The organism is Mesorhizobium sp. P2_H9 (genome assembly GCF_056403215.1).
In genome coordinates this window covers 124,150-136,355 of sequence record NZ_JBFUFX010000002.1, presented here as the reverse complement: position 1 = coordinate 136,355, position 12,206 = coordinate 124,150, and the positions used below count along the sequence as shown (strand labels likewise).

Annotated in this window: 13 protein-coding genes and 1 tRNA gene; 5 read left to right on the top strand and 9 right to left on the bottom strand. The window is 60.8% G+C overall.

Features of this window, described 5'->3' with window-relative positions:
* The first annotated feature begins 98 nt into the window (after positions 1-98).
* A complete protein-coding gene (locus AC1DXN_RS03665; RefSeq protein WP_477273178.1) occupies positions 99-326 on the top strand; it encodes a hypothetical protein in 228 nt (75 codons plus the stop codon).
* Positions 327-416: 90 nt separating this feature from the next.
* Positions 417-659 carry a hypothetical protein gene (locus AC1DXN_RS03660; RefSeq protein WP_477273180.1) on the top strand — a complete coding sequence of 81 codons (243 nt, stop codon included), beginning with the start codon at positions 417-419 and terminating at the stop codon, positions 657-659.
* 209 nt (positions 660-868) lie between these two features.
* Here the strand turns inward: AC1DXN_RS03660 and AC1DXN_RS03655 are convergent, their stop codons facing one another.
* From AC1DXN_RS03655 to AC1DXN_RS03635, 5 genes are all read right to left on the bottom strand, one after another.
* Complete coding sequence (locus tag AC1DXN_RS03655) at positions 869-1,018, bottom strand: hypothetical protein (RefSeq protein ID WP_477273182.1); 150 nt, start codon at positions 1,016-1,018, stop codon at positions 869-871.
* Positions 1,019-1,283: 265 nt separating this feature from the next.
* Positions 1,284-1,487, bottom strand: a complete 204-nt coding sequence (locus AC1DXN_RS03650; RefSeq protein ID WP_477273184.1) for a hypothetical protein — start codon at positions 1,485-1,487, stop codon at positions 1,284-1,286.
* A gap of 420 nt (positions 1,488-1,907) precedes the next feature.
* Entirely contained in the window at positions 1,908-2,072 is a 165-nt protein-coding gene (locus AC1DXN_RS03645) for a hypothetical protein (protein WP_477273186.1), read from the bottom strand.
* Positions 2,073-2,801 carry a hypothetical protein gene (locus AC1DXN_RS03640; RefSeq protein WP_477273188.1) on the bottom strand — a complete coding sequence of 243 codons (729 nt, stop codon included), beginning with the start codon at positions 2,799-2,801 and terminating at the stop codon, positions 2,073-2,075.
* Positions 2,802-2,843: 42 nt separating this feature from the next.
* The gene (locus AC1DXN_RS03635; protein WP_477273190.1) at positions 2,844-3,080 is read right to left on the bottom strand and encodes a hypothetical protein; all 237 of its coding nucleotides are present in this window, start codon (positions 3,078-3,080) and stop codon (positions 2,844-2,846) included.
* Positions 3,081-3,392: 312 nt separating this feature from the next.
* Here AC1DXN_RS03635 and AC1DXN_RS03630 point away from each other — a divergent pair, with 312 nt between their 5' ends.
* A complete protein-coding gene (locus AC1DXN_RS03630; protein ID WP_477273405.1) occupies positions 3,393-4,142 on the top strand; it encodes a DUF5131 family protein in 750 nt (249 codons plus the stop codon).
* Here AC1DXN_RS03630 and AC1DXN_RS03625 read toward each other — a convergent pair.
* The 4 genes from AC1DXN_RS03625 to AC1DXN_RS03610 form a co-directional block, all read right to left on the bottom strand.
* Positions 4,139-4,960 (bottom strand): three-Cys-motif partner protein TcmP, encoded by an 822-nt coding sequence (locus AC1DXN_RS03625; protein WP_477273192.1) that lies wholly within the window; start codon positions 4,958-4,960, stop codon positions 4,139-4,141. The genes AC1DXN_RS03630 and AC1DXN_RS03625 overlap by 4 nt on opposite strands.
* Before the next feature lie 159 nt (positions 4,961-5,119).
* Positions 5,120-5,193: transfer RNA gene (locus tag AC1DXN_RS03620), tRNA-Gln, on the bottom strand.
* A gap of 136 nt (positions 5,194-5,329) precedes the next feature.
* Complete coding sequence (gene mepK, locus AC1DXN_RS03615) at positions 5,330-7,117, bottom strand: peptidoglycan L,D-endopeptidase MepK (protein WP_477273194.1); 1,788 nt, start codon at positions 7,115-7,117, stop codon at positions 5,330-5,332.
* A gap of 382 nt (positions 7,118-7,499) precedes the next feature.
* Positions 7,500-9,029, bottom strand: coding sequence for a sigma-54-dependent transcriptional regulator (locus AC1DXN_RS03610; protein ID WP_477273196.1), 1,530 nt, complete (start codon positions 9,027-9,029; stop codon positions 7,500-7,502).
* Between the two features lie 149 nt (positions 9,030-9,178).
* On the opposite strand from AC1DXN_RS03610, the gene AC1DXN_RS03605 reads away from it, so the two are divergent.
* Together AC1DXN_RS03605 and AC1DXN_RS03600 are read left to right on the top strand one after the other, a co-directional pair.
* Positions 9,179-11,017: a M3 family oligoendopeptidase gene (locus AC1DXN_RS03605; protein WP_477273198.1), complete on the top strand. Its 1,839-nt coding sequence runs from the start codon at positions 9,179-9,181 to the stop codon at positions 11,015-11,017.
* Between the two features lie 377 nt (positions 11,018-11,394).
* Complete coding sequence (locus AC1DXN_RS03600) at positions 11,395-12,165, top strand: proton-conducting membrane transporter (protein WP_477273199.1); 771 nt, start codon at positions 11,395-11,397, stop codon at positions 12,163-12,165.
* The last annotated feature ends 41 nt before the right edge of the window (positions 12,166-12,206 follow it).

Here is a 12,206-nt window from a genome sequence, read left to right as displayed (position 1 = left end):
GGGTATCACGGTTGCTGATAGCTGCAATAATCACAATTCACTTCTCGAATGTCAAACCGGCTTGTTATCTTCCGCCCATCGATCTTGTGGCGGCTACAATGACCAGTGCAGTGGCACCCCTCTTGAATGTCCAACCTCCGTCTCGCCCCGCTGACGAGACGAACCGGTCGACGTCCCAGGACGACCCGGAGGTCTATATTGACATTCTCGCTAAGCATGACGACCACCTGATCCGCGATATCGGCCGGACGCGGGAAGACCTGCTGGGATTGGCGAAAGCCTTCTGGTCGGAGTGGTTGAAACAGAAAACGCCCTGGCAGCTTTAGTCCGGCGGCTGCGTTACCCCTTGGCATCGGTGCCAATTTCAGGAATATAATCCTTCCCGTTGCGGCGACCCTCAAACGGAGTTCGCTACCATGGCCAGGACCAAACTTTCCAAGCAGCTTTCGCAGGCTGAAATCGAGCGCTTCCTTGCGGAGGCGGAACGGCTGCACAAGAGCATCGTGCAGCCGCTGCTATCGCCCTCTAGCGATCATTTCCGAGCGCTGCAAAACACGCATGAGGCGCTGTTGAAGACGGTTCGGGATATCACTGGAAAGGATGCGCCGTTCATCCGCTGGAACGGGACAGGGCCGGTGCGGCCACCTACGGCTGCGTAGGCGCTGGCGGAACCAATCTCCTGGTGCGAACGTTCGGTCGACCAAGGGAAACCCATGGTTGAGCAAGATAAGCCACACCCTGACGTTGTGCGCCGTCTGATCGAAGATACCGGAATTACGGAGGATCAAGCCCGTGATCTGGTCGCCCTTCTGGGTCCGCACAATTGGGCGTCGCTTGTGCGTGAGGCCCACATTTTAAAGCGGAAGCCCTAGCGCAACATCAGCTTGGCCATTTCCTCTATCGCCTCCCAGCCGTAGATCGAACCGGGTTTGGTGACGATCCTAGCGAGCTTAGGCCGGTCGGCGCGAGGAATGGCCAGTGCGTGGGTAATAGCCTCTGCGAATGTGGGGAAAGGCACGCCGGCAGAACCTGGCTCCGCAAACCAAGTTGCAGGATCGATCAATCTATGGGGCATAGCTTTCCTACCTAGGAGGGCCAGAAAGCTTGAGCTGCTTCAACGCCATATCTGTCCAACGCACTCCCCTCATGAGTGGGGACAGTTGCGGATTTATAGGGCCAACGATCTCGGCATATCAAGAGGTCGCTAAAGCAACAAAATATAGGCGCCCATGCCGGCCATCAGCAAGCACGCGAACATGCCGATCATGTCGCGGTAAGCGGCGCTATTGCGCCAAACGGTCGACAGCTTGCAGGAAGACAGAAGCGCCGGCCGCGAAGGCAGCATAGCTCGCCCACCTGCTCTGGTTTCCGATGTCCACGATGAAATCTTCAATCGTATCGCGCACGATCACGTTGGCTGCGCGAATGCCAAGTCCAGCCGCGATAAAGCCGGATGCTATCGCCAGATACTGCAAAAGCTCTTGCATGCTCATTCCCTCCCATAAGCAAATTCTGCGGCCCGGCGCCCTCCTTTGACACTAAACAAACCAGAGGGGCGCCGAGCCTTAACCGGCGGCGCTTTGAGGGAAACGGCGCCGAGTAGTGAGTGTAGCGCACTCGCTAGAGTTGTCGGAACACAGCCTTTTGGACGATGGTCCGCTAACCGCGATTGGAAGCCGACGTGCGAAACGGTATGTTCTGACGACCCCGCCGGAGATGTTCTCAAGTTGGGTTCGACCTCGCGCCGCCTATTTGCCCCGGACACCGAACATTAAGGCAATGCTGATAGCATCCTTTGCGGCAGGGGAATTTTCGAATGCTCCGGCAAGTCCCGATAAACCCTAGGGGCGAAACCCGCCGCTGCCGTGAATGGAGCGGCGGGTGCTTGGCGCGCCGTGTTGCAGCCGTCACGGATTGCTCGCTGGCAGCATAAGCACCATGACGCCGAGCCCGGCCATCAGGAGGCAAGCGGCCATGCCCACCATATCGCGCTGCCTGTAACGCCAGACCGCGCTAGCGAGCATCGTGGCGGTGATTGCGGCGATATAGAGCGAGACGAGATTTTGTGCCACTCAAGCGCTCTCTTCGAGCGACCACAATCTCGATTCTACGTCTGCCTCGATTTCTTTCATAAGAGGCTCGCCACGGTCGAGGAATGCATTTCGAGCAGTGCGTTCGCGAGGTCTTATCTCTTCCCTCTCGTTGAAAACATGCTCGGTCAGGGTAAGGCCTAGGATTTTCTCGAGTTCCTTGAATTTCCCGCGCATAGACGGTTTCAGGAAGATCCCCTTCGTAGCCAAGTAGATCGCGTATTCGCGCAGCGCATTGTTGCTGTCCGTGTAGCGATGGCCAAAAATCCTTTTGATGTACTCATTCGTCCTTTGTTGGGATTGGCGAATTGCATCCTTTTCGGATGGCTTCAGCACTGTACCTTCTAAATACTCGTCGAGTTCTACGTGACTCATGCGACCCAAATCGGGGTACTGCTGGAACTCGTTGGTAAATACCCCAATGGCGTTGTGAGCCATGACCAGACGGTTCCACATCTCAGGCAGAACTTCAAATTCGCTCTGGTGGAGCTTGGTCGCACGATCAAACAGAGTGTTGATACGAAAGCGCAGCCGTTCCAATTCCTGCTCTTGGCCGCTCTTCAGTGCCTCGAGTTGCCGATCGAATTTCGATTTAAGCCAAGTCTCACCGAATAAACGGAAAATCCCATAGGCGGCTGCGGCGATGCTCCCGCCATATAGGATCACCCAACCGAGAGTTTGCAGTGTGAGCTGGTAGATCTGATCGGTCATTGCACCCTCAACCAAGCATTGGGCGATCAAAGGCGTTGAGGCCTATTCCGCCTCGTCGCCCAGGTAGGCTTTCACAAAGCCATCGTCCCTGTGCTTGACGCCTTCCTCGGCTGTATGGTGCCACTTGATCTCCCACAGCCCGGTGTCGGCAAGATGATCCATGACGCGAACCCGATCTGCGGCTGATGGGAGTTGATAGAGCAGGTCGTTGACGGCCTTCAAACCGCCCTTCCGGCCACCGCCCTTCCGGTAGGTCTGCAAGTAGATATCATCGGCCATGTTCCGGATTCCCACTTATGCATCACCGCGGCGGAAAGCATCGCCCAACGGTCATGCACAAGCAAGCCGGCTCCCCTAGCCCGGACATCTACGGCGCAACCGCATCCATAGGCCGGTTGATGGCGCTGGCGGTTGAGATGCACGCGCCGTTGCATGACGCCCTCGAAACCCATGAGGGCGCCAAAGCCTGATCAATTGCCCTTAGGACACTTGAAGCCCGCTGCCTCACGGTGGCGGGCTTGTCCTCCTTTTCGTGTGCCTATGCTATTGATTCTTGACCATATTTCAAAGATTTGTGCTATCATAATAAGCATGGCAGAGACTTCAATCGAGTGGACTGACGCAACGTGGAACCCTGTCGCGGGGTGCACGATTCTGACCGCCGGCTGTACAAATTGCTATGCGATGCGCATGGCTGCCCGCCTTGAAGCCATGGGCATGGAGAAATACCAGGGGCTGACGCGCAAGACTGGCGGCCGCGCGAAGTGGACCGGCAAGGTTGTGACCGATCCTAAATCGCTTGCGATCCCGGCGACCTGGTCAAAGCCGCGCAGGGTTTTCGTCAACTCGATGTCTGACCTCTTTCATGTCGACGTGCCAGCTGGCTTCATCCGCCAGGTCTGGACCGTCATGGAAGAAACGCCACGGCATACCTACCAGATCCTGACCAAGCGGCCGGAGGTTATGGCCGATGTCCTGACACACGGCGACTTCCCGATCTTGCCAAATGTCTGGCTTGGGACCAGCGTCGAGGATAGCCGCGTGCTCGATAGGCTCGACGACCTGCGCCGCGTGCCGGCGGCAATCCGCTTTGTCTCGCTCGAGCCGCTGATCGGCTCTGTCGCCGGCGCCGATTTGTCGAATATCCATTGGGCGATCATTGGTGGTGAATCAGGGCCGGGCGCCCGTGATATGGATCCACGTTGGGTCGATGAGATTGAGACGATGTGCCGGCGCAGCGGGACGGCATTCTTCTTCAAGCAATGGGGCGGCCGGAACAAGAAGGCGACAGGTCGGACGCTGAATGGCCGCACCTACGATGAGATGCCGGCGGCGATCTAAAATAACTGGCCCTGGCCGTTGTCGGTGGCGGCTTTCCAGAAGGCAAGAGCAAGTTCGTGCCGGGCGGCCAGTGTCAACCAATAGAGGTGCTGGCCGCGACTTCCTGTGATCAGTTGCATGTCAGTCGATGCAGCCATGCCGAGCTTGACCACTTTGATTTTCCACAGATCAAAGACAGCACGCCTAACAGTCGTGAATGGCTGGTTGACATCGACCGATGACCGCCAGCCGGGGACGAATTTGTCGAAAGCCGATTTCTGCGCTCGAACATTCAGGCCGGTATTCCGCTGCAGATCCATCTTGCTGATATGGACCATCATATCGATGCGTTTCCGCTTCGACAGTGTCTCGATCACTGAGAAATCAAACGCGGCGAGGTTGTAAGGATCGACGAAAGCAAAGTGCAGACCATAGGGGTCAAGCTTTGCCCGGATTGCTTTAGCGGTATCCACCGCTTCCCCGTGGAAAGCTTCGACTGGCGCCTTAAGCCGCGTCAACCGCTCCATTGCCAGATCAAGCCGGGCGGCGTCGGAATCAGCGATGAAAACGGAACTGAAAGGCGCCTTCGACCGGACACTTTCATTCCAAGCCGCGACGCAACCTCCCTCGATGAATTCACCGGTGCGGCGGATCTTGGCGCGACCAGGCCCACAAAACAGGTCGATGTAGGTAGCGCCAGCTTTCCCAGGGCCGATCCATTTGGCCCTTACGCCGCGCGAAATCGAGACATATTTGCAAAGAAGGGCTATCTTGTCCTTCGACCACGCCCCAACGTCTTCGACCAGCAACCCATCGTCGCCGTCGACCAATTTCCCCACACGCTACCCCTCCCCTGTCGCGTTCATGTCGCATGGACATTGCGGATAGTCGCAGGAGTTCCTGCGAACGCAACGGTTGCGTTCACCCAAATTCGTGGGCGTTTATTCGATCGATACTCGACGAAATTTGAAAGAGAGTTATTAAGCCATTGAATTTATTGGTTCCCGCTCATGGGCTCGAACCACGATTCACGCCTTCAAAGGGCGCTGTCCTACCATTAGACGAAGCGGGAGAAAGGTGGCTTGGTGGTTAGCATCCCAGCGCGATGAAGGCCAGCGCCGTGTGGAAAAGACCGACCAGTAGAATTTCCTTAAAACAAAAAACCGCGCGGGTTGCCCGGCGCGGCTTTGGTGGCATTCGGCCAGACGTTACTTGGTCTGGAAGCGGGCGACAGAAAGGAACTTGATTGCGTTGCCGGTGAACCGGTTGGCGTCGGCCATCTGGTTGTCCTGCTGGAAGCCGGCCGTGTAGACCTCGCTCGGCGCCGTACGCACCAGGTTGTAGGCAAAGCGCGGCGCCGTCGTGGAGTCTGAAACGGTGGCGACATACTCGCCGCTGTGCAGCGCCCAGCGCGCCGCCTGCGGCGCGGCGGCAACCACCACCGCTTTCGGTCCCGGCTTCAGGTCGCGGGCGGTGGCCCTGGCTTCCTTGCGCGTGGTCTTCACACCGGCGCCGATTGCTGCAGCCGGATCGGAACCGGCCGGGCGGGCGGCGATGGCATCGCGCGGCGAAGCGGCATCGACACCGGACGGGTCGTTGAACGCCGAGCGCGGCTGAAGCGAGGCGACCTGATAGCCATCGGTGACGCCGGCCTGCTCGAGAACAGCCTTGACCTCATCCGGACGCTGCGACGGCAGCACCGAGAAGGCGTCGGTAGCGGTCTGGTTGTGTGATGCCGTATCCGCCAGCGCCAACAGCACGTCCTTGTCCTGCGGTGCGAGATCGGCCGGCAGCGAACGGTCGGGACGCCAGGTCGGCAACGGAATGTTGTTGACCGCGACCTGCGCCGGGTCGGCGATTGTGGAGGGATCCGCCATGCCGAAAGGAACGCTCGTCGGCGCTTGCGCCGTCGCCACCGTCTGCTCGGTGGTGGCGGTGGCATCGGCGGTGCCGAACGGAACATTTTCAGGTGTCTGCGCGCCGACATCAGCCTTCGGACGCGGTGCGAAATCAGGCAACGGAATCTCTTTGGCCGGCAGCGCCGCGATGATCGTCGCCGGCGTGTCCTGCTGCGGCTCCGAATCGGCAGCGTCATCGGCAAGCTGCGGAATCTCGGCACGCTGCGCATCCTGCGGCGCCACAATGGTTATGCCGGGAAGGTTGCTGCTCTTGGCGGTCGGCTTCACGCTCTTCAACTTGGGAGTGGGGGCGGCCGAAGCCGTCTCGACATCGGCGCTGTCATCGGCCTCGTCGTCGCCGCCGCCAAAGAAAGCAGCAAGGAAGCCACCGGACTTCTTGGTGCTGCCGCCAGCACTTGCCAGTTCGATGGCCGGGGCGCCAGAACCCTTGCGCGCCTTGTAGGAGGCGAGCGCCTGCGCATAGCCCGGCAGCGGCTTGCCGTCGCTTGGCACATGCAGCGTCTTGCCGTTGGGGAATACACTCACCAGTTCCTGGCGGCTGATGCCGGGCCAGTGGCGCACATTGCCGACATCCATGTGGACGAAGGGCGAGCCGGAGGTCGGATAATAGCCGACGCCGCCACCTTGCATCTTGAGACCGATGTTACGCAGCTTCTTCAGCGGCACGCCGGGAATGTAGAAGTCCATGGCCCTGCCCAGCATATGCTGGCTTTTCTCGGCAACGCCCCGGCTGCGGCTGCGCAGCATCGAGTTCGTGGCCGGCGAACGATAGCCGCAGACGACCTGGATGTAGTCGGTGGCACCGCTTTCCCGGTAGGCTTCCCAGACCAGGTCCAGCAAACGCGGATCCATCTTGGTCGGCTCGTTGCGGCGCCAGTCGCGCAGGATGATGTTGATCTTCCGGAGCCCCTCGGGGACATAGCGGCCATTGCGCTTGTAAACGATCTCGGCCTTTTCGTGCGTGTGGAGATGATACAGCTTGAGCGAACGTGTTTCCGCGCTGGCGCCGGTTGCAGCCGCGGAAAGGAAACAAACAGCAAGAATCACCGCTGCCAGCCATCTCGGCCAGACGCTCATGTGATAGTGCCGCCCGTTTGTGTGTCGTTCGACTCTGTTCAAATCAAAAGGCCCTGCAGGCTGCCGTTTGTCCCCGGATTTGCCCAAACGGATGCGTCGTTTTCACATCCGAATATCGATCCTAATGGTTAATCATCGCTTATTGAAGCCGAAATGCGGTAACACCGTGGCGATATCCCGTCAAAAATATTGCACAGGGTTTCTTGGTAAACTGCTGGTTTAGATCAGGTTTCAGCCTTTTGCCGCAACACGATCTGTTACCGTTAGCCTTAATGCGTGAACAGCAGCACGCATACGTCGTCCCAGCCCTGCCACATTCCGGCTTTGACGCCTGAATCAGGGCCGCATTATGATTGGGGAAACTGGTCCTGGCCTTGCGCCGTCAGGATGCTAGCCGGTCGACGCGGCCGGTTTCCGGGTCGATACCGTATTCCTTGAGCTTCCGGTAGAGCGTCGAGCGGCCAATGCCGAGGCGGCGGGCGACCTCGCTCATCTGGCCGCTATAGTGGTCGATCGCCAGCTTGATCATCTCGAGTTCGACATCGGCCAGCGCGCGCACATTGCCGCGCTCGTCCAGCGCCCGCAGCGTGCCGAAACGCGGCTGCAGCCTGGCCGGAGGATCGAGCTCGGTCGCAACGGCACCGCCGCCATCGTCTTGCGGCTCGTTGCCCGGGATCGAGCCGGGTTGGGGCAATACGGCATACGCGTCGAGATTGACGGTGCCGTCCACCTGCGCCCGGATCTGCGGAAACTCCTCCGTGGTCAGCACGTCGCCTTCGGCGAGCACCGAGGCCCTGAACACGGCGTTTTCCAGCTGCCGGATGTTTCCCGGCCAATCATAGGCCTGCAGCATGGCAAGTGCTGCATCCGAAATGCCGAGCAGCCGATGGCGCGAATCGACGGGCGCAACCTTCTCCATGAAGTGCGCGACCAGATAGGGAATATCGTCGCGACGGTCGCGCAGCGGCGGCACGAAGATCGGATACACATTCAGCCGGTAGAACAGGTCCTCGCGGAACTTGCCGTCCTTGACCTGTTGCAAAAGGTTGCGGTGCGTTGCCGAGATCAGCCTGATGTCGACCCTGACGGTCGAACGACCGCCGACCGGATCGACCTCGCCATCCTGGACGGCGCGCAGAAGCTTGACCTGCACGTCGAGCGGCAGGTCGCCGATCTCGTCGAGGAACAGCGTGCCCGAATGCGCTTCGACGAACTTGCCGGTGTGTTTTTCGGTGGCGCCGGTGAACGACCCTTTTTCGTGGCCGAACAGGATCGATTCGACCAGATTGTCGGGGATGGCGCCGCAATTGACGGTGACGAAGGGTCTTGAGCGGCGGTCGCCGCTGCCCTGGATGGCACGCGCCACCAGTTCCTTGCCGACGCCCGACTCACCCTCGATCAGGATCGGGATGTTGGAGGCCGCCGCCTTCTGGCCGAGACGGATCACCCGGTCCATCGCCGGGCTGTGCGTGATCATGTCCTTGAAGGTCAGATGGCCGCCGCGCCGTCGCGACGTGCGCTTGACCTCGTCCTCGACCGCCTCGACCTTGAGCGCGTTGCCGATCGACGTCTGCAGCCTGTCGGGAGAAGCCGGTTTGACGACAAAATCGAAAGCACCGTGGCGCATCGCCGAAACGACGGTTTCGATGCCACCCTGGGCGGTCTGCACGATGACCGGGATATGGATGCCACGCTCGCGCATGGCCTTCAGCACGCCGATGCCGTCGAGGCCCGGCATGACAAGATCGAGGATGATCGCCGACACATCGCCTGCGTTTGGCCCGTCGAGGACCGCGAGCCCGGCCTCACCGCCATCGGCAACGATCGCGGTGTGGCCGAACCGCGTCACTGCCGCCTCGAGCAGGCGGCGCTGCACGGGATCGTCATCGACTATGAGTATGGAACCTGTCATGACTGCTCTGAATTACCCGCCCGATTGTATCCGCCCTATGGATCATCTTGGCACAGGGTTCTAAATAAGGTTTCAAAAAACCCGGTGAATGAATTCCTTAGGATTTGACCGGCTTGTCCTTTCCCCTTGATTCCGGAAGGTTATTGTTGATGCGCATGGTTCCAGGTGGGCAGCTTGCAGCGGCGGCGTCCGGTCAGGGCGCGGCGGAGCTTGGCGACCTGCCGGAGTGGAACCTCGCCGATCTCTATCCCGGCATGGAAGCGCCCGAGCTCAAGCGCGACATCGCCAAGGCGGCCGCCGATGCCACCGCCTTCGAAAATCGCTGGAAAGGCACGCTGGCCGCCGAGGCTGGACGTGGCGGCGCCGGTAAGTTGGGCGAGGCGCTTGCCGCCTATGAGGCGCTCGAGGAACTGATCGGCCGCATCGTCTCCTATGCCGGTCTGGTCTATGCCGGCAACACGGCTGACCCGCAGCGCGCCAAGCTCTATGGCGACATCCAGGAGAAGATGACCGACGCCAGCGCGCATCTCCTGTTTTTCGCGCTCGAACTGAACCTGATCGACGATGCCGCGATCGAGGACGCTCTTGCCTCCGACCCGGGCTTCGCCCACTACCGGCCTTGGGTGCTCGATCTGCGTATGGACAAGCCCTACCAGCTCGAGGATCGCGTCGAGCAGCTTTTCCACGAAAAGTCGATTACCGGGCGCGGTGCCTGGAACCGGCTGTTCGACGAGACGATGACCGATCTGCGCTTCGACATCGACGGCGAGGAACTGGCGCTCGAGCCGGCGCTGACCCGCCTGCAGGACGCCGACAGTGAGGTGCGCCGCCGGGCTTCCGAGGCGCTGGCCGCAACCTTCCGCAAGAATTTACGCACCTTCACGCTGATCACCAACACGCTGGCCAAGGACAAGGAGATTTCAGACCGTTGGCGCGGCTTCGAGGACATCGCCGATTCACGCCATCTCGCCAACCGCGTCGAGCGCAGCGTGGTCGATGCACTGGCTTCCGCCGTTCGCGACGCCTATCCGCGCCTGTCGCATCGCTATTACGCGATGAAGGCGCGCTGGCTCGGCATGGACGTGATGAACCATTGGGACCGCAACGCGCCATTGCCGGAGACGCCGCAGGCGGTGATTGGCTGGGACGAGGCGAAGAACACGGTGCTGTCCGCCTACCAGCGCTTTTCACCCGACATGGCGGAAATCGCCAGGGTCTTCTTCGACCGCAACTGGATCGACGCACCGGTCAGGCCGGGCAAGTCGCCGGGCGCGTTTGCACATCCGACGGTGCCGTCGGCGCATCCCTATGTGCTGCTCAACTATATGGGCAAGCCGCGCGATGTGATGACGCTGGCGCACGAACTCGGCCACGGCGTGCACCAGGTGCTGGCCGGCGGCCAGGGCGCGCTGATGGCCTCGACGCCGCTGACGCTGGCCGAGACGGCATCCGTCTTCGGCGAGATGCTGACCTTCCGCTCGCTGCTCGACCAGACCACCGACAAGCGCGAGCGCAAGGCCATGCTCGCGCAGAAGGTCGAGGACATGATCAACACGGTCGTGCGCCAGATCGCCTTCTACGAGTTCGAGCGCAAGGTGCATGCCGAGCGCAAGAACGGCGAACTGACCTCCGACAAGCTCGGCCAGTTCTGGCTGGAAGTGCAGGCGGAGAGCCTCGGGCCGGCGATCAAATTGCGCGAGGGCTACGAGGTCTTCTGGACCTACATCCCGCACTTCATCCACTCGCCCTTCTACGTCTATGCCTATGCCTTCGGCGATTGCCTGGTGAACTCGCTCTATGCCGTCTACCAGAATGCCGAACGCGGTTTTCAGGACAAGTATTTCGAGATGCTGCGCGCCGGCGGCACCAAGCACCATTCGGAGCTTCTGGCGCCCTTCGGCCTCGACGCCACCGACCCCGCCTTCTGGCAGATCGGACTTGGCGTGATCGGCGGACTGATCGACGAACTGGAAGCGCTGGACAACTGACCCGCACCGGCATGGCGTCAGCTGGCGGGTCGACCAGAACAGTTTACCGGGAATGCATGTTGAGACGCTCTATTCTTGCTCTAAATATTTGTTCTTGAACAACTCTGCGTGGAAATTTTCCGTTAGCTTTCCGTAGGCTGTATGGTAGCGTCGCGCTTGAAGCTCAGCCGGGCTCGCGGCTCCGGCCGGCAAGATTTCGGCCGGTCGTGGCGGCTCGGCGAATGCGACAACGACCGTTGGCCATGGGCGGGAAGCCGATCCCCGACAGTCGATCAAGAAGCCGGCTGTTCTGCGAACCGCCGAACCACCATTGATTGATCCTTCGCCAAGGTCATGACTTTTAGGCCACGGCGGGCGGATCTGACCGGAGAGAGACAATGGGCACTTTTATCTACATCCTCCTGGCGTTCCTTGTAGGCGTGTTGGTTGGCTGGTTTCTCTGGGGGCGTCTGCGCGGCGAGCTTGACAGCCTGCGCGGCGACATGGACCGCACGCGCAGCGAGCGTGACAGATTGCGTGCCGATTCCGACCGCCTGACCGGCGAGCTGAATGCATGCGGCAAGACCCGCGCCGATCTCGAGCGCCGGCTGCGCGAAACGCAAGCGGCACCCGCCAAGCCCGGCCCGGCAAAGGCAGCTGGCCAGGCGCCGGCAGCCCTGATGTCAACGCCGGCGGCGGCCAAGTCCGCACCGGCCAAACCGGCAGCAGCCAAACCTGCGGCGGCCAAGCCCGCGCCAGCAAAGCCGGCGGCTGCCAAGCCTGCGGCCACAAAACCAGCCGCAGCCAAGACGGCAGCCGCGCCAAAGGCCGCCACCACGAAGGCGGCTGCGCCAAAGGCAAATGCCGCACCGAAGGCCGCGCCAGCGGCAAAGACAGCTGCGCCGGCCGCCGGCAAGGCCGACAATCTGCGCCGCCTGATCGGCATCGGCCCGGTCAACGAGAAACTGCTCAAGGACCTTGGCGTCACAACCTACGCCCAGATCGCCGGCTGGACCGCCGACGACGTCAAGCGGATCGAGGACGTTTTGAACTTCGACGGCCGCATCGCGCGTGAGCACTGGATCGAGCAGGCGAAGCTTCTGGCCGCCGGCGACGAGACGGAATTCGCCAAGCAGTTCCCGACCGCCGGAACCGCCAACAACACCTGAGCCCGGCAACAAGACTTCATTTGGAACAAGGCGGCGTCCCC

Bases quoted from the DNA above. Each gene is read 5' to 3' on its own strand.
- AC1DXN_RS03640 (WP_477273188.1), bottom strand. From the start codon at position 2,801: ATGACCGATCAGATCTACCAGCTCACACTGCAAACTCTCGGTTGGGTG.
- AC1DXN_RS03635 (WP_477273190.1), bottom strand. From the start codon at position 3,080: ATGGCCGATGATATCTACTTGCAGACCTACCGGAAGGGCGGTGGCCGG.
- AC1DXN_RS03660 (WP_477273180.1), top strand. From the start codon at position 417: ATGGCCAGGACCAAACTTTCCAAGCAGCTTTCGCAGGCTGAAATCGAG.
- AC1DXN_RS03605 (WP_477273198.1), top strand. From the start codon at position 9,179: ATGCGCATGGTTCCAGGTGGGCAGCTTGCAGCGGCGGCGTCCGGTCAG.
- mepK (WP_477273194.1), bottom strand. From the start codon at position 7,117: ATGAGCGTCTGGCCGAGATGGCTGGCAGCGGTGATTCTTGCTGTTTGT.
- AC1DXN_RS03610 (WP_477273196.1), bottom strand. From the start codon at position 9,029: ATGACAGGTTCCATACTCATAGTCGATGACGATCCCGTGCAGCGCCGC.
- AC1DXN_RS03650 (WP_477273184.1), bottom strand. From the start codon at position 1,487: ATGCAAGAGCTTTTGCAGTATCTGGCGATAGCATCCGGCTTTATCGCG.
- AC1DXN_RS03665 (WP_477273178.1), top strand. From the start codon at position 99: ATGACCAGTGCAGTGGCACCCCTCTTGAATGTCCAACCTCCGTCTCGC.
- AC1DXN_RS03630 (WP_477273405.1), top strand. From the start codon at position 3,393: ATGGCAGAGACTTCAATCGAGTGGACTGACGCAACGTGGAACCCTGTC.
- AC1DXN_RS03600 (WP_477273199.1), top strand. From the start codon at position 11,395: ATGGGCACTTTTATCTACATCCTCCTGGCGTTCCTTGTAGGCGTGTTG.